The following is a 14,177-nucleotide window of genomic DNA, read 5'->3' as shown; positions in this document are numbered from 1 at the left end:
TAGCGTTTGTCTCAGTTTTCCTACGCCGCTTTTAGAGATCTCAAACAGTTTCTTAGGAAGTTTCATCTTTATAAAGCATCAAGGAATCATGGGCGCACTGTTATTATTGATCGCATTATTTAATGTTTTAGTCATGATGCGGATTAGAAATTTCAAAGAACAATTGATGGGGAAATCAACTCTTTCTCAATGGCCTACCAAGAGGAAAGTTATCTGGCCATTAGTAATTGGGTTCACAAGCATGACCGTAATCAGTTGGTATTTGAATGTTGGAGATACTAGTGACGCCAGCTGGTTAGCAATCGGCTTTTGGATTGTTGCTTTAGCTGACGAAATAATTTACTATCAGCGAAAAAAGCATGGAACACTATGATGACTATTTATCTTTAACGAAAATGGAACAAAGCAGAAATGTTTTGTTCCATTTTTATGTCAAAATTTCCTTGACATAAATTCTGATCGTGGCATAATTGTAAAACGTAATGATTACTGTTTAAACAAAAATGTAAAAAATGGCAGGAGAGGTGGTTGGCATGAGAAAAAATATTGTTCTGGAATGCGTTGAGACCAAAGAGCGACTTTACTTGACCAGCAAGAACCTAACTAACAATCCAGATCGACTTGAGCTCAAAAAGTATTCACCAAAATTGCAACGAAAAGCACTTTTTCGAGAAGTTAAATAAATAGGAGGAATGAGTAGTGGCAAAAAAATCTAAAATTGCAAAAGCAGAAAAACAAAAGAAGTTGATTGCCAAGTATACGGTATTGAGACGTGAATTAAAGGCAAAGGGTGACTATGAAGCATTGCGCAAGTTACCTAAGGATTCTAACCCGAACCGGCTTCGCAACCGAGATCATCTAGATGGCCGTCCCCGAGGCTACATGAGCAAGTTTGATATGTCGAGATTGAACTTTAGAAAGTATGCCCATCTTGGTCAAATTCCTGGTGTTCACAAAGCCAGCTGGTAATCGATCACGATTCAATGAATAAGGAGAAAGCCAATGGAAAAGCAAGATTTATCAAGTGCCTATCGGCTCCTGAAAAGTCCAAATATCAAGACCCGTAAACGGGCTTTGAAGATTATCAAGGAAGTTAAAACCCAAAAGCGCCGGACCAACCTTGATTAATGAGGTTTTGGAACTAAATAGTGATGAAAACTGGGTTAGACAAATGAGCGGTCATTTGTCTAACCCAGTTTTTGTCGAAATATGTTTAAGCAATAGCTAGTTGATAGCCAAAAAATAATCAAAAACCTAATTGCTTGACTTAGTATAAGATAATTTATAAACTGACATCAAATTATACTTATCGGAAACTGGGGTTTTCCTCATGTAAACCATGAATTGGATAACGTAAACTAATGGTTTCTTGGCTTGGAACCGACAGGTGATACGATAGAAGTAAAGTTTGTTAATCGATAATGTTTCACAATCAGTTAACACCGTTGCTTATTGACGTTACATGCTTAAAGAAGGGTGATTGCCATGAATTTGAAACGAATTTTCTTTTCAATTATATTCGGAATTTTGAACATTACGGCGCTTGCATTTTTAATGAGCCCAATCATGGCAATCGTTAATCGTCAGTTCCAAGAGAGCGATTTGTATCAGATTATTCTGGTGGTGACCATCACGTTGGTTCTTGATGTCGGAACCTTTCAACAGATTCAAAACTGAGTCAGTTTGCGCAAACTGGTTAAATGCGGTATCTTTAAAGGCAACAATTAGATTGAGGAGATGGATCACATCAAAAAGCTGATTATTGCCGCAGGATGCTTTATTTTAGTTATGTGTGCAGAGCTTCACGTCAACGCGGCGACCTATCGGGTTTCACACGTATCCGCCCTGTCTTGGGAAGCTAAGTATGACGTTACCACTCACGGCAATCGGATTACGGATGTTTCTCATGTGAAGGCGAAAGGGTTAGTGGGATCAATCGTCAAAAAGTATGTTTCCCAACCCGCCAGCAATAAAGTGACGTTACATATGACAAGAAAAGTCGGCAACGTTGTCTATCGCACATACTTGAAGACGAAGGTTGCCGACCATAAAATTCACGTGACCGCTAATTAATTTTGTATATTTTCGTTCCTGATGGATGAAGCCAATTATCACTGATAATCACGTAAACACTAATTAAACTAATTAAGATGACAACAGCCGAGACCACAATAATTGTTTTGTGGAGGCTGTTGTATTTGTTATTCCGCCAAAGCACGTACATTGGCAGAAAAACACCTACTATTGGTACCAGTGCGGACACCAACGAGAGGATGAGGAGGATAATGCCTTCATCGTTATTTTGATAAAGCTCCATTGATACCGGTTTAGGTTTGTCGTCTCCCATGGGAATGGTTTGCTGTTCCTGAATTTCCTGTTTAAGTTGGTTATTTTGTTGGAGCAGCTGATCCGTTGAGGTTTGATAGATCCGACTTAATGAAACGAGGTTGTCAATGTCTGGGTAGCCACGGCCATTTTCCCATTTAGAGATTGACTGACGGGAGATATGTAGGATGGTTGCGACTTCGTTTTGTGATAGCCCGCGATTGATGCGGGCTTTTTTGAGTTGTCTTGCTAAATCCTCCATGTAAATCCCACCTTTCTAAATTCTTCTATATACAATATAGCATTTATTAATAAGTTTTCGAAGAAAAAATTAGATCGCAAACGTAAACCGGATGTAAACCCAGAAGTTCTTTTGTTGGGTTTCCGATTATGATAAGGTCAAAACATTAATTGAATAAAGAAGGGAGGTTAATTTGGTGCTTTGGCTGTTGGTGATTGTGACCCTTGTTGCCGCATTGGTTGGTTTATTGATAAAGGTCCATTTTAAGCTTAATCAGTTGTCAGTTAAGGGATACTTCCCGTTTTTGATTCTGTCTTCGTCGATTTGTTTGACAATATATATAATCTCGATTCTTCAGCAAAATACATATTGAAGAGGTGGTTTGGATGTTTCCAAAAATTAAGATGACAAAAGGGATCATGATTAGCCTGATTGTCTATGGGATGTTTGTGATCTTGCTATTGATGAGTGCGGTTGGGAAACAGTTCTTTCAACTGCCCATTCATTTAACATTTAGCGTCTCATTGAGATCATTGATCGACCCGGTTGTAGTTTTGGGCAAGTTGATCCTCGTTTATCTAGTGGTCTCGCTTATCCCCATAAGATGGATCCTGGTAGTGCCGACATTCTTATTCTATCCAGTTGTTTTGATGGACTTACTGGGGTCAATCATCTTTTTAATAAATGGCAATATTGGCGGCTTGCTGGCAGGGCTGCTGCAAATGATAACATTTGCCATGATTCTGTACTTCCTATCGATGATAACCCTGCGAACCATTCACAATAATCAGTACATCAAAAGTACCCATTACGTGATCAGATGGGTCAAATCATTAAAAATATCGATTCCTGAATATTGGCAGCCATTGCTGTTCTGGATGGTTGTCCACTGGCTGGCTTTAGCATTTGTTCAAACTAAATAGCCTTAAAAGGACCAACCGAGCAGATAGATCCCGATTAATAGGGTTAGGATAAGTCCAATGACAGCACCAAGCAACGCCGAGAAAATGATGACAACGGTGCGTTGCTTGGTGCTCGTTTGATTCGGGGCAACCTCACCGGTCTTTAAATACTGCAGGATTTGCCGGTAAGTGTTGAGTTCAAAGCTTCTGGTTTTGGTGATGAGGGTAATCGACAGGACAACCCCAAGTGTCGCAAAAGTTGCGACCAACATCATTGCAATCCCAGCTGGCAACCATCGCATACTTATTAACGAAAGATAGGTAAACAGGACACAAATCAGGATACCGAAAATCTGCCACTGGATGCCCCGCTTTAAGAGCTTGCCCCTCATGGATTGAATGTCCCCATTCACTAGATCATCTAACGATACACCATATAAATCGCAGAGTAATTGGAGACTTTGAATGTCGGGATAGGTACGCCCATTTTCCCAGTGGGAGACGGTTTGCCTTGAAACGTGGATTTTGTTGGCAACATCAGTTTGGGTGAGACCAAATTGTTTCCGCAAATGAATTAATTGGGTCGTGACATACATGCAAACCTCAGCTCCTTAGTTTCTAGTTGGTTCTCGATTCGAATTATTCGGGTGGTAAAAGGCGTTTACATTCTTGATATCGTTTGTCGGACCACTTCTAATCCTTATTTTATCATGATATCTTAGTGACGAGCATGGATAGGGATGATGAGAAGGAGTGATCTTATGCAGGAAGATGAAGACTTTTTAACTCGACAAATTCGGGCAATTGGACAGGGACTGGGCGTGGCGATTAGCGGTAAGAATGGTGGGCCAACCCAGATTGTGTTTCCAAAAAAGCAGGCTGAACAATTACCTCATCAGGCTGATTTAAAAAAGCTGATTGCTGAACACCAGTATGGAGAAGCTGCAGAACGCTTATCCCGATTAGAATTTGCGATTCCTCACGAAAGCTATTTTAACCTTAGTTTGTGGTTTTTCACCCAGCTTAATCAACTAAGTGATGACCAACTGCGACAAGGTGGTTATTCGAAGACGCTGATTTTAATCCACTTGCAATCCTTAAAGCGGCAACGACAATAAAAACAATCTAAGGGTAGCTCCGGCTGGACGTTTCTGCGTTGTCAGCTGAAGTTACCCTTAGATTATTTTTAGACCCAGACATTTTCGAAGCGGCCTTCTTTTCGTAAGGCATCAATTAATTGGCTTGCCATGTCCTCTGCCTGATCCTCACCCAAATCGGGTTTGATACTGATTAATTCTTGGGAAAGTTCGAAGGCTTCGACGGTGAGTGTCAATGAGTCCTTCAAAGTTAGGTATTGATAAAGGTCCCGGATTTGTTCATTTGTAAATTCGTAGTTCAAAAAGATGAGGGAGCTCACTTTAATGTTGAGTTGACCACAAACTTCGTTAAGAACATCTAGCAGTAAAGATTTTTTCGTATAGCTTTCCATAAAGAATCCTCCATTAAAGGTGAAGAAGTGCGCCGACGACAAACAAGGCAATAACGCATAAAACAAAGATCGTAAAGGTGCTAAGCAAGATACTGATGATGATCCCTAGCTGATGGTTGACCAGCCAGGCATTTAAAACATCGATAAAGCCTAGAAATGCGATTCCGGCAACTAAGAAGCCAAGATTCCGCGTTTGAGAGAATATGATCAAAATTAACGCGATAATGGTTAGCGACCAGCAAAGTGTCGACAGACGAAGTGAAAGGAGGCCAATTTTGATGCTTTGTTGGTTAAGCACGGCTTGACGATAATTATCGGCGTGCTGCTTTAGAGAACGATTCACTTTCATCAGTGTGGCCTCCTTATTTAAGAAACCGGTTAACAATCCGCCAACCAATGTAGCCGCCAGCTAACGCTTCGCAACCGACCTCAACGAACGTTAATAAATAAAATAACGGTGTTTGCCGAACGGCTCCTTTGTAGTAATCACAAAAGAAGGCAACGATTAGCAGCAAGATGATGAGAAAAGCCACGAGAAAGTGATGGGGCTTCTCGGCTGCTTGATGACGTCGACTATTGATTCTTTTCATCTTGCTGGGACCTCCAGAATTCGTAAATGATAAACAGCCAGTAAAGGACTGGTAGAGAAATAAAAATCCAACTGATCACTTTATTGGCAGAAATTGCCCAGTTAAAGGCGACAATCCAACCAATTAAGGCCAAAGTGCCAACAGGATGCGTTTTAAATTCAGTTAAAAATCGCCGCAGTTTATTCATAGGAACCACCTTACTTCTGATAGTAATCCTTTTTACTGATTTCGTAGTTCAGCCAGTAGAAAAACAAGGCGACTAGGAAAATAACCAGCCAACAGGCTAAAAGTGTGAGCAAAATAACGCCGAAAACCATGAAATTGTGATTGCCAATCGCCTGAATGATCATCTGAATAAAGCCAATTAAGTTGTTGGATTTATGGAATAACCAATCAATTGGCATAAAGATCAGGTTAACGGCGATCACGACAGCAAACCACGTATTAGCGGCTCTGGTGGCTTTTTTGGCTACTTGTTTAATCATGATGATCCTCTCTAGCGATTTCGTTTCGGCGCTGCCATAGATCTAGGAATACGCAAACACTATCCCCAATGGCAGCCAATCCGCCAACGAAGCTCATGACAACTGCCAGCGTGGTGATATGAAGATAGGCGCTGACTAAGACAATTGGAATGCAGCTTAACCAAATCCAGCCGAAGATTCCGCTAATTTTGGTGTATTTGGTTGGATGTTTGGTGATGGGATCTTCCCGGGGTTTCATACGACATCTCCAATAATGCTAACTGTTTTCGAATGAATCAGTAATGTGAATCGCAATCAGTGAAAATATGATAATGGTGGTGGCGGTTAAAAGTGGTGCTTCTGCTGGAAATAAGTGAATCCAAACTTGGCTGAGCCCCCAACTCATAATTGCAAAAACAAACGAAATGGCAAATATGATCCAAAATAGGTGCTTCTTCAAGATGTGAAATGCTCCTTTGAGGTTAAGAAATAATCATAAGTATGGTTTGACGATAGCATATCAATGATTACTGAACAAGAAGCCAGTAGTTTACATAGAAAAAATCGGAAACCAGTTGGTGCGGTTTCCGATTAGCCGTTATTGATTCGGAAGTTGATAGTCATTCTGCAACCCCTTCTTCGGTTAAAGTTGATTAATAACGGCATATCCCATTTTGAGTAATTGGCAATATCTGATTACGAAAAGGGTATAATGAGGACAAAACGAATGCTGGTGGAGGACCCATGAAACTCACTTTAGCAAAATTTAAAGCGAACTATTATTATAAAACTGATTTGACGATGACGGTTGGCGATTTTATTCGGGAATATCAGCAAAATGATGACCTGGTTGATGAGACAGCGGAAGAAAAGACCTATCAGTGGAACAACTTTGTGAAGGATTTTTGCGCGGATCCCGCCAGTCAGCAGTTCCCAAATAAAATGAAAGTTGCTGCGATTCTCTGGGGTCGGGTTAAGCGGTCAATGGGGCCGAAAGAATATCGCCATCAGCTGCTCAGTGAGTATGTAAGTGATAATAGGTCATAAGTAGGGCTTAATATTAGCTGAGTGTTCAAGTTTACATTTCAAAATTTCCATGATATATTGATGTTGCAAGAAATATTGAAACTATATACACCAAAGCCCTTAACAGTGACTCGCCAGTAACTGTTAAGGGCTTTATTGTGGGCTGATTATCGCCTATTTCGCTTTACTTGCGGTGTTTGTGACTCGCCAGTCAACAAACCACGCGATGATCAATGCTACCGCAAGTGGGGCAAGAAAATATTGAAACACTATATACACCTCCTAACTGACGCTAGGTAGGCGACCTTAATAGTATACCAGGTTTACAAAAGTGGATGTATAGAAAAGAGCGTTAGTAAGCCAGCAATTCAATGTCAGAAAGATTATATTGTTAAAAGCAACATCGTTATGTAATGCCAAATTAGCTCGTACGTCCAAGTTTACATTTCAAAATTTCCATGATATATTAATGATGCAAAGAAATCATGTCAATAAGAACACCAAAGCCCTTAACAGTGACTCGCCAGTAACTGTTAAGGGCTTTTTTGTGGGCTGATTATCGCCTATTTGCTTTACTTGCGGTGTTTGTGGCTCAGCCAGTCAACAAACCACGCGGTGATCAATGCTACCGCAAGTGGGGCAAGGAAATCATGAATCAATAAGAACACCTCCTAACTGACGCTAGGTAGGCGGCCTTAATAGTATACCAGGTTTACAAAATCGGATGTATGAAAATAATGAACTTAGAAGATGTAGAGTCTATATCAGAAACATTATAACTTTAGCATGGGTCAGACCTACAAAGCCAAATTCACCTTCTGCCAATAGCGATAGTAATGCCACAACATAGCAACTGATGGGACAGCAATCAGGATCAACGCCACGGCATTGATAAGCAGTGGTGCGTAAGCGTGAACCAGCAAAATATAGGCGGCAATTAAACTAGCGCCGACAACGATCGAGCCAAAGGTCACCAAGCCGATTAGCATATTGCCACCGCCTCGGTTAAATAATTGGGTCGCATTGGTCCATGTTAAGTCCAGCAAGCGCCAGTCGCGGGTAAAGTTATACAAACTTGCCAGAATATTACCGAGAATGACGCCGAGGGCAAGTGTTAAAATATCAAGCCAGGCCAATTTGGTTAAAAGACCAAGTCCCACTGATAGAACAACTAAGACGGCTCCTTGGAGGCTGGTAATCAGTTTAAATTTTAACCAAAGATAACTTTTAAATTCGATTGGCAATGATTTAATGAATGACAAATTTTGGCGATCTAGGGAAATGAAGATGCCAGCCAACGAGCCTTGATTGATCGTCATAACGGCGACAACGATCCCAGCTAAGAAGGTGACACCCGCATCCTGAGCCGTTAATTCTGACAGGTTGAATCCATCTTGAAAGACAAAAATCAGGGTGAAAATACAAACCGGAAAAATGGTCATCGAAAACGACTGCATCAGCAAAGTTGGATTTCCCAAGAGGCCTAAATTATAGCGAATGAATTGGCGATTCATACCAGTTCCCTGATGAGATTTTCGTTTTGGTTTGCGAACCTGTTGAACATTTGCCCCACTGAGCACTTTTGGTAACAGCACCTTTTGCATAAACAAACCCAGTATCACAACGATTACGAGCATAATTGCAATGGTGATGAGGCTTTCAATACTCAATGGGTCGGCAACTGTTTGGTGAAGTTGCGCAAATCCGAGGATGATGAATGAATTGGTTGATCGGCTGTCATCACCGGTGTTCATGACGAAGATGGCCGCAAACATCGCGATCATTGATAAGCCGGTCATCAAAAAAGTCATTAATTTTTGGTGACTTCGATAGACTTTAGTTTGCGCAAAGCTGAAAATACCAACGGAACAAATTAGGAACAAGCAAAGATAAAACAGGATAAACATGAAGGTGCCGACTAGGATACTGATGCCGATAAAGCGGCCTGAATGAACACCGCCCATCACAAAGAGGATCCATGTTGGCAGTTCCATTGGCAAAATGATCAAAACAACAATTGAAAACTTCGCAATGAAAACTGCCCACTGATTTAACGGTAATGGTAGGTAATCTTTGAGATCCTTACTTTCAAAGAACACGTTATCAAGCGCTGTGATGGTTTGTCCCAATCCAAGAACCGTAAACAAGGCAAGTAGATTAGTGAAAATACCCACATTTTGATACAAATTGGCAACGAGCATGGTGCTGCCAAAAATAAAGATGAAAAGAACGCCAATTAAGCCATATTGCAACATCAGCGACCGGTACAGAGCGCCGCCGGTCTTGCCCTTTTCCCGTTGGCGCCGAGTGAGCTGGGGATTTGCGTATAGCAGGTTAACCTTCATGAGCTGCCATAACTGGTGATTAATCATTGTGATCGCTCCCCTCAAGATCGTTAACCGTCTCCTGGTCAGCGGCTCTGCCGGCCATCTTGAGATAAATGGTTTCAAGGGTGGCTTTTGGCATTGTACTGAGCAAGTGCTTAACCGAGCCATTATAGATGAGGTCACCGTGGCGGAGAATTGCTAGGTCATCGCAAAGTTCCTGAGCGGTTGCCAAAACGTGGGTTGAAAAGATCACGGTCTTGCCTTTAGCAGCGTGTTTTCGCATGAGTTGCTTGAGATCGTAAATGGCTTGAGGATCCAAACCGGTCATGGGTTCGTCCAAGACCCAAATGTCCGGGTCGGGAAGTAAGGCACCAATGACGATAGCCTTTTGGCGCATGCCGTGGGAGAAATCACCGATTGGCGAATCAGCGTGGGCGGTCATGTCAAATAGATCAGTCAGCTCGGATTGTCGTTTAGCTCGCAACTCTTTTGGGATTTGGTAAGCTGATGCGATCAGGTCCCAATAATCGTTAGCAGTGAGTTCCAGAAAAATATCAGGGGAGTCGGGTACGTAACCGATTCTTTTTTTGATGGCCAAGCGGTGGTCGGCCAAACTGATGCCGTCAACGCTGATTGTGCCGGAAGTTGGTTCGATGACGCTAACTAAACTCTTGAGGGTCGTCGATTTACCAGCGCCGTTATGGCCAAGAAAGCCGAAAATTTTGCCATCGGGAATTGTTAAGGATAAATCTCTTAGGGCTACGGTTGATTCGTAAACTTTTTGCAGGTGGTTAAATTCGATCATGGGTGAGTCTCCTTTTCAACAACGAGTGGTTTCTAAAACAGGATACTATTCCCCGAATAATGATCATTAGCTCCTCAGAATTTTGCTGGTGGATCTCTGGGTGGTTTAGAAATCAGTAATAATACCATCAGACGATTGTGTGGTTTGTCGAATCCATTCTGGTAGGAAAGTCCTTCTTGCTAAGCAGAATGTACACCGAAAGTTCCCCGAATACAATGAGTTTGTGGGCTAAGATTTTGAGACAACTGTTAAAGATGGGCTGTGAGACTAAATTTGGTTATCAATAAAGTGTAAATTCAAGATACTAAAAGAAGAACTCAAAATGACTTATTTTGGCTGAGCAAGCACTAGCGCGTAATTATTCTGGATAGTCGATGTATAGCTGATCGTACTTGGGTAACCAGACTTACCAACTGAAGTTGCAGCGCCGTCATTGATGTAAATACCAACATGGTAGCCCTGACTTATTAAGCTACCTAATTTTTTGCTTGTATATCCTTTAGCTGCAAGCATTCTTTTGATGGTAGCTGCTTTACTGGCGTTACTTGCTGCTGGTGACATTAAATAATCATGAACTGTCGTTTTATGAGTAATTAAGCCTTCGGTTGCAGTTCCCTGAATTTTCCCTAAGTCAATGACGTTTTTATAATCGATGATTTGATTGTTGGCAGCTTGTTGAGATAATCGCAAACTAACTTGTGCGTCGGGAATTAGCTTAAGTAATGCTCTAGTTAACTTTTGTGATTTATCGGTATTTAAATAATTTGTGTAGGCTTTATTGGAACTAAACCCGTTGATATCTTTGACAACTGCCGGGGTAAGATAACGATTCCAGACATAACCTTTAGCCTTACCGCCGAAGTTACTAATTTTATAATAGACCCGGCTTTTATGAACGAAAGACCGGGTTACATACCAAGTTGTGTATTGATAATTCTTTAAATTATGCAACTTTTTAGTGAAATGATAATTCCAAATATAAGCATTCTTCTTGGTGTTTGTATAGTAGATTGCTGCATCGGACTTCCCAGAACTCCAAGTGTATTTGTTAGTTGATGACCAAGCGTGTGATGTGACTTGTTGCGATCCTAGGCCAATGCCAAAGGCCAGTAAAATAATCGATAAAATTTTAATTTTTCTATTATGCATGATTAAGTCTCCCTTCAGTGCCTATATTATCCAACAGCCGGGAACGGTTTGCAAAGTTATTAATCATTGAAACGGACATGATGGAAGCGGGCGAGCACTCAATTTTTATATCAGAATGGACGGCAATTTTTTGTCAATATGGAAATATACTTCCATTTTACCAACAAAACATCAAAATATGGAAGTATACTTCCATTTGCAAGAAGAAAATAAGAATATGGAAGTTATACTTCCATTTGGTGATTAACTCACTGTAAAAGTTTGGCAAACATCCCTTAAGAGCATTTATCAGCTTGCAGTAATAACCAATTAAGCGTATAAAATATTTAAAGGGGCCAAATCGGAAACTACCAGTTTTCGGTTTTCGATTACTGTAAATCATACATATTATTCAGTTTAAAAATGGCAAAATTATGAGCTACAACGTTGATGCTAGCATGAATAGCTTGCCGTCAGGACAGGTTGGCATTACCTTAAGGAGGATCACGATGATCGAAACGTATTTTGCACAACAATTAAAAGTAAGAAGAGGTGAGGCCGCTCTTACACAGCAAGAACTGGCAGACAAATTACATGTTTCACGGAAAACAATCTCCAGCTGGGAAACTGGCCGGAATCGACCAGATATTGATACCTTAAAACAATTGGCGACCATTTTTCAAATTTCTCTTGACGATCTATTGGGCAATGCTAGTGCCGTTACTGTAAAAGCCGGCTCTAAGGCGACAAAATATCACCACGCATCGGCAACTGTTATGAATGCTCTGATCGCCGTCATCGTTGTGGAACGAATTACCCAACTTTCGACAACTCAGGGATTAATGTGGATGAATCTTTTGTTGCTGGCAACGATTGGATTGCGCGTGCTGATTTCTAAGTATGGTCAACGACTTGTCAAGCCACAAATGGTTTTCATGATTGCGGAGATGGTAATTGGCGCCGTCGCATTGATTAGTGGCTGGCTGCATGCCTTTCACATGGGCTTTGGTTTTTACACGACCTGCTGTGTGGTTGGGTGGGTGATGTTGATTGACGTTGCTATTCAACTGAAACGCCGGGTTCGTAATCGGTCCTGGTCGAATGATAATGAGACTGTTTCCAGGGAAAAATGATTTTGCCAACGATAGATATTTCTATCAAAACCTTTAAAAAGCTTCCACAGATGTTAAAGTGTGGTTGATCTATTAATTTGGAAGAAGGAACAATCATGCTATTTTTAAAATTCAAACAGATTTCAACTGCAGAATTGCAAAAAGAATTACCAATGGCACCAACAATTGTCGACGTTCGTGAAGAAAATGAATTTCAAACAGGCCACATTCCGGGCGCCAAGAACTGGCCGTTATCCCAAATCACCCGCGGTATCGATGAACCAGACTATCCCCAACCTTGGTACCTAATCTGCCATTCAGGCCGCAGAAGTAAAATGGCGGCTAAAATTTTGAGTAAATCCGGCTATCACGTTATTAACGTCAAAGGTGGGATGAACGCTTGGCAGGGTGCGGTTACGAAAGCCAATTAGCCAGGTGTAGCTAAAATGAGATTAATTTGTTGTCTCAGGCGGTCTGGTCATTTGGGCCGCTTTTAGTTTGGTCGGGGTTATTCTTCAGTTGGGGTTCGGCAAATATCATCCGAAGGAATTGAGGAACCCATTATGAAACAGAAATCGCTTTTATTGATCTTTAAGGCGGAGTGCCTATTGATCACAGTCATTGTGACGACATTATATTTACTGAAACTAGACTATCTAACATTTCACGCTAGTACGCTAATTCCTGTCGGCATCAGCTTGCTGGCAGGTGGCTTGTTGATGGGGACCGATCATAATCAATGGTTGACGCTCATCAATAACGCCTTAAAACTATTATTAGTTTGCTTGTTTCCCTTTTCACTAGGCCTCGCCATTTGCCTGCTAGGAGCGCCGTTAGTTATTAAGCTGGCCGTTTCTAAATGGTTGGTCATGGTAATTGGACTGATCGTATTTGGCATCATGTTATCTCCCTTCTTGAAGGTCGTTCTGTATTCACTTCGGGGAATTGGCTGGCAAATCGCTGGGATGGTTATCTTGATGGTCACGTTTTATTTGGCCGCGCTTAATTCGCAATTTTTAAACTTTCCGGTTAATCAAGGTAATCCCGTTTTATGGTTATCATATTTTGGCTCCTTTGGCATTGCGATTGATGGGATGAATCGATGGGGCTACCGGTTCCCTCGATTCCGAATTAATTCAACCGTCAATTATTGGTGGCTGGGATTGGCAGTGGCGACTGCCCTTTTAAATCTAGGGATGACGGCTGGCAGTTGGGTACGATTGTTTACGAAGTTTCAACTCGTTTTGAGCTCCCATTCACTCAGCTTTATTGCCGCAACCATTATTTGGGTCGGCATTAAAGAAGAACTTATCTTTAGGTACCTATTTCTTTGGCCCCTGTTAACTGTTAAAGGTCAATCAAATCAAAGAAGGATTGTGTGGGCCACTTTAATAAGTTCCGGCGCATTTGGTTTGTTTCATGCCTCAAACCTATTGAGTGGTCAGGGGTTGCTACCGACCTTGTTACAAATCTTTGCCGCCTTTGGGGTTGGGATGCTGTTTAGCGTTATTACGTTATATACCGGTACGATTTGGATTGGAATCACGCTGCACGCCACGATTGATTTAATTGGTTATCCGATGACGAGCGCGGGGGTGTTTGCTGGTGGCATGTCGCCGTATATGATCGAATTTATTATCATCACCCGAATCATCGAGCTGATCGTTGTCTTTCTTATTTTGAAGAATCAAAAGAATCAGGCGGCCTTTGCGCAAATCCTGAAACGCATTCGCAAATAGACGCACTAAGAGAACCGATTTCAATATAT

General features: G+C 41.4%; 23 protein-coding genes and 1 pseudogene. 12 read left to right on the top strand and 12 right to left on the bottom strand.

The window, feature by feature from the left end; genetic code table 11:
* From FD12_RS14190 to FD12_RS06170, 6 genes and pseudogenes are all read left to right on the top strand, one after another.
* Window positions 1–373, top strand: a pseudogene (locus tag FD12_RS14190) (hypothetical protein); the annotation flags it as partial.
* 160 nt (window positions 374–533) lie between these two features.
* On the top strand, window positions 534–683 hold the full coding sequence (rpmG, locus tag FD12_RS06185) for a 50S ribosomal protein L33 (protein ID WP_054748082.1): 150 nt from the start codon (window positions 534–536) through the stop codon (window positions 681–683).
* 16 nt (window positions 684–699) lie between these two features.
* Window positions 700–969: a 30S ribosomal protein S14 gene (gene rpsN / locus FD12_RS06180; protein ID WP_054748085.1), complete on the top strand. Its 270-nt coding sequence runs from the start codon at window positions 700–702 to the stop codon at window positions 967–969.
* A gap of 33 nt (window positions 970–1,002) precedes the next feature.
* Window positions 1,003–1,128, top strand: a complete 126-nt coding sequence (locus FD12_RS13865) for a putative metal homeostasis protein (protein ID WP_146986072.1) — start codon at window positions 1,003–1,005, stop codon at window positions 1,126–1,128.
* 357 nt (window positions 1,129–1,485) lie between these two features.
* Window positions 1,486–1,677, top strand: a complete 192-nt coding sequence (locus FD12_RS06175) for a hypothetical protein (protein WP_054748086.1) — start codon at window positions 1,486–1,488, stop codon at window positions 1,675–1,677.
* A 60-nt stretch (window positions 1,678–1,737) separates the two neighbouring features.
* The gene (locus FD12_RS06170; RefSeq protein WP_056982217.1) at window positions 1,738–2,073 is read left to right on the top strand and encodes a DUF5626 family protein; all 336 of its coding nucleotides are present in this window, start codon (window positions 1,738–1,740) and stop codon (window positions 2,071–2,073) included.
* On the opposite strand, the gene FD12_RS06165 is transcribed toward FD12_RS06170, so the two are convergent.
* Entirely contained in the window at window positions 2,066–2,587 is a 522-nt protein-coding gene (locus FD12_RS06165) for a helix-turn-helix domain-containing protein (RefSeq protein ID WP_054748088.1), read from the bottom strand. The two genes, FD12_RS06170 and FD12_RS06165, sit on opposite strands and share 8 nt — an antisense overlap.
* 365 nt (window positions 2,588–2,952) lie before the next feature.
* Between FD12_RS06165 and FD12_RS06160 the strand changes: the two genes are divergently transcribed.
* Window positions 2,953–3,489, top strand: coding sequence for a hypothetical protein (locus FD12_RS06160; protein ID WP_056982214.1), 537 nt, complete (start codon window positions 2,953–2,955; stop codon window positions 3,487–3,489).
* A 2-nt stretch (window positions 3,490–3,491) separates the two neighbouring features.
* On the opposite strand, the gene FD12_RS06155 is transcribed toward FD12_RS06160, so the two are convergent.
* On the bottom strand, window positions 3,492–4,064 hold the full coding sequence (locus FD12_RS06155) for a helix-turn-helix transcriptional regulator (RefSeq protein WP_056982212.1): 573 nt from the start codon (window positions 4,062–4,064) through the stop codon (window positions 3,492–3,494).
* 165 nt (window positions 4,065–4,229) lie between these two features.
* On the opposite strand from FD12_RS06155, the gene FD12_RS06150 reads away from it, so the two are divergent.
* Window positions 4,230–4,586: a DUF6483 family protein gene (locus tag FD12_RS06150; RefSeq protein WP_054748096.1), complete on the top strand. Its 357-nt coding sequence runs from the start codon at window positions 4,230–4,232 to the stop codon at window positions 4,584–4,586.
* A gap of 68 nt (window positions 4,587–4,654) precedes the next feature.
* On the opposite strand, the gene FD12_RS06145 is transcribed toward FD12_RS06150, so the two are convergent.
* The 7 genes from FD12_RS06145 to FD12_RS06115 are packed head-to-tail and all read right to left on the bottom strand — an operon-like array spanning window position 4,655 to window position 6,471.
* Window positions 4,655–4,957, bottom strand: coding sequence for a hypothetical protein (locus FD12_RS06145; protein ID WP_054748098.1), 303 nt, complete (start codon window positions 4,955–4,957; stop codon window positions 4,655–4,657).
* A gap of 13 nt (window positions 4,958–4,970) precedes the next feature.
* Window positions 4,971–5,306 carry a hypothetical protein gene (locus tag FD12_RS06140; protein WP_054748100.1) on the bottom strand — a complete coding sequence of 112 codons (336 nt, stop codon included), beginning with the start codon at window positions 5,304–5,306 and terminating at the stop codon, window positions 4,971–4,973.
* Window positions 5,307–5,319: 13 nt separating this feature from the next.
* Window positions 5,320–5,547: a hypothetical protein gene (locus FD12_RS06135; RefSeq protein ID WP_054748102.1), complete on the bottom strand. Its 228-nt coding sequence runs from the start codon at window positions 5,545–5,547 to the stop codon at window positions 5,320–5,322.
* A complete protein-coding gene (locus FD12_RS06130; protein WP_054748104.1) occupies window positions 5,531–5,734 on the bottom strand; it encodes a hypothetical protein in 204 nt (67 codons plus the stop codon). The genes FD12_RS06135 and FD12_RS06130 overlap by 17 nt, the downstream gene beginning before the upstream one ends.
* 10 nt (window positions 5,735–5,744) lie before the next feature.
* Window positions 5,745–6,032 (bottom strand): hypothetical protein, encoded by a 288-nt coding sequence (locus FD12_RS06125; RefSeq protein WP_056982210.1) that lies wholly within the window; start codon window positions 6,030–6,032, stop codon window positions 5,745–5,747.
* On the bottom strand, window positions 6,025–6,270 hold the full coding sequence (locus tag FD12_RS06120; protein WP_054748108.1) for a hypothetical protein: 246 nt from the start codon (window positions 6,268–6,270) through the stop codon (window positions 6,025–6,027). The genes FD12_RS06125 and FD12_RS06120 overlap by 8 nt, the downstream gene beginning before the upstream one ends.
* 18 nt (window positions 6,271–6,288) lie before the next feature.
* Window positions 6,289–6,471, bottom strand: a complete 183-nt coding sequence (locus FD12_RS06115; protein ID WP_054748110.1) for a hypothetical protein — start codon at window positions 6,469–6,471, stop codon at window positions 6,289–6,291.
* A 284-nt stretch (window positions 6,472–6,755) separates the two neighbouring features.
* Here FD12_RS06115 and FD12_RS06110 point away from each other — a divergent pair, with 284 nt between their 5' ends.
* Window positions 6,756–7,058, top strand: coding sequence for a hypothetical protein (locus tag FD12_RS06110; protein ID WP_054748112.1), 303 nt, complete (start codon window positions 6,756–6,758; stop codon window positions 7,056–7,058).
* A 776-nt stretch (window positions 7,059–7,834) separates the two neighbouring features.
* Here FD12_RS06110 and FD12_RS06105 read toward each other — a convergent pair.
* The 3 genes from FD12_RS06105 to FD12_RS06095 all read right to left on the bottom strand — a co-directional run bounded on the left by FD12_RS06105 (window position 7,835) and on the right by FD12_RS06095 (window position 11,318).
* Window positions 7,835–9,409, bottom strand: coding sequence for a hypothetical protein (locus FD12_RS06105; protein WP_056982208.1), 1,575 nt, complete (start codon window positions 9,407–9,409; stop codon window positions 7,835–7,837).
* Window positions 9,402–10,169: an ABC transporter ATP-binding protein gene (locus FD12_RS06100; protein WP_054748114.1), complete on the bottom strand. Its 768-nt coding sequence runs from the start codon at window positions 10,167–10,169 to the stop codon at window positions 9,402–9,404. The genes FD12_RS06105 and FD12_RS06100 overlap by 8 nt, the downstream gene beginning before the upstream one ends.
* Window positions 10,170–10,496: 327 nt before the next feature.
* The gene (locus tag FD12_RS06095; protein ID WP_056982206.1) at window positions 10,497–11,318 is read right to left on the bottom strand and encodes a hypothetical protein; all 822 of its coding nucleotides are present in this window, start codon (window positions 11,316–11,318) and stop codon (window positions 10,497–10,499) included.
* Between the two features lie 488 nt (window positions 11,319–11,806).
* On the opposite strand from FD12_RS06095, the gene FD12_RS06090 reads away from it, so the two are divergent.
* The 3 genes from FD12_RS06090 (at window position 11,807) to FD12_RS06080 (ending at window position 14,148) form a co-directional block, all read left to right on the top strand.
* Complete coding sequence (locus tag FD12_RS06090; RefSeq protein ID WP_054748116.1) at window positions 11,807–12,430, top strand: helix-turn-helix transcriptional regulator; 624 nt, start codon at window positions 11,807–11,809, stop codon at window positions 12,428–12,430.
* Between the two features lie 95 nt (window positions 12,431–12,525).
* On the top strand, window positions 12,526–12,840 hold the full coding sequence (locus FD12_RS06085) for a rhodanese-like domain-containing protein (RefSeq protein ID WP_054748118.1): 315 nt from the start codon (window positions 12,526–12,528) through the stop codon (window positions 12,838–12,840).
* A 132-nt stretch (window positions 12,841–12,972) separates the two neighbouring features.
* Window positions 12,973–14,148 carry a CPBP family intramembrane glutamic endopeptidase gene (locus FD12_RS06080; RefSeq protein ID WP_054748120.1) on the top strand — a complete coding sequence of 392 codons (1,176 nt, stop codon included), beginning with the start codon at window positions 12,973–12,975 and terminating at the stop codon, window positions 14,146–14,148.
* Window positions 14,149–14,177 lie beyond the last annotated feature (29 nt).

The organism is Lentilactobacillus rapi DSM 19907 = JCM 15042 (assembly GCF_001436255.1).
GTDB lineage: Bacteria > Bacillota > Bacilli > Lactobacillales > Lactobacillaceae > Lentilactobacillus > Lentilactobacillus rapi.
The sequence above is the reverse complement of the archived record's forward strand: the minus strand, read 5'-3'. Positions and strand labels throughout refer to the sequence as shown.

Coding starts and splice junctions, on each gene's coding strand:
- FD12_RS06130 (WP_054748104.1), bottom strand. CDS start 5,734: ATGAATAAACTGCGGCGATTTTTAACTGAATTTAAAACGCATCCTGTT.
- FD12_RS06145 (WP_054748098.1), bottom strand. CDS start 4,957: ATGGAAAGCTATACGAAAAAATCTTTACTGCTAGATGTTCTTAACGAA.
- FD12_RS06155 (WP_056982212.1), bottom strand. CDS start 4,064: ATGTATGTCACGACCCAATTAATTCATTTGCGGAAACAATTTGGTCTC.
- FD12_RS06165 (WP_054748088.1), bottom strand. CDS start 2,587: ATGGAGGATTTAGCAAGACAACTCAAAAAAGCCCGCATCAATCGCGGG.
- FD12_RS06125 (WP_056982210.1), bottom strand. CDS start 6,032: ATGATTAAACAAGTAGCCAAAAAAGCCACCAGAGCCGCTAATACGTGG.
- FD12_RS06150 (WP_054748096.1), top strand. CDS start 4,230: ATGCAGGAAGATGAAGACTTTTTAACTCGACAAATTCGGGCAATTGGA.
- FD12_RS06095 (WP_056982206.1), bottom strand. CDS start 11,318: ATGCATAATAGAAAAATTAAAATTTTATCGATTATTTTACTGGCCTTT.
- FD12_RS06170 (WP_056982217.1), top strand. CDS start 1,738: ATGGATCACATCAAAAAGCTGATTATTGCCGCAGGATGCTTTATTTTA.
- FD12_RS06160 (WP_056982214.1), top strand. CDS start 2,953: ATGTTTCCAAAAATTAAGATGACAAAAGGGATCATGATTAGCCTGATT.
- FD12_RS06135 (WP_054748102.1), bottom strand. CDS start 5,547: ATGAAAAGAATCAATAGTCGACGTCATCAAGCAGCCGAGAAGCCCCAT.
- FD12_RS06175 (WP_054748086.1), top strand. CDS start 1,486: ATGAATTTGAAACGAATTTTCTTTTCAATTATATTCGGAATTTTGAAC.
- rpmG (WP_054748082.1), top strand. CDS start 534: ATGAGAAAAAATATTGTTCTGGAATGCGTTGAGACCAAAGAGCGACTT.
- FD12_RS06085 (WP_054748118.1), top strand. CDS start 12,526: ATGCTATTTTTAAAATTCAAACAGATTTCAACTGCAGAATTGCAAAAA.
- FD12_RS13865 (WP_146986072.1), top strand. CDS start 1,003: ATGGAAAAGCAAGATTTATCAAGTGCCTATCGGCTCCTGAAAAGTCCA.
- FD12_RS06140 (WP_054748100.1), bottom strand. CDS start 5,306: ATGAAAGTGAATCGTTCTCTAAAGCAGCACGCCGATAATTATCGTCAA.
- FD12_RS06100 (WP_054748114.1), bottom strand. CDS start 10,169: ATGATCGAATTTAACCACCTGCAAAAAGTTTACGAATCAACCGTAGCC.
- FD12_RS06120 (WP_054748108.1), bottom strand. CDS start 6,270: ATGAAACCCCGGGAAGATCCCATCACCAAACATCCAACCAAATACACC.
- FD12_RS06090 (WP_054748116.1), top strand. CDS start 11,807: ATGATCGAAACGTATTTTGCACAACAATTAAAAGTAAGAAGAGGTGAG.
- FD12_RS06110 (WP_054748112.1), top strand. CDS start 6,756: ATGAAACTCACTTTAGCAAAATTTAAAGCGAACTATTATTATAAAACT.
- FD12_RS06105 (WP_056982208.1), bottom strand. CDS start 9,409: ATGATTAATCACCAGTTATGGCAGCTCATGAAGGTTAACCTGCTATAC.
- FD12_RS06080 (WP_054748120.1), top strand. CDS start 12,973: ATGAAACAGAAATCGCTTTTATTGATCTTTAAGGCGGAGTGCCTATTG.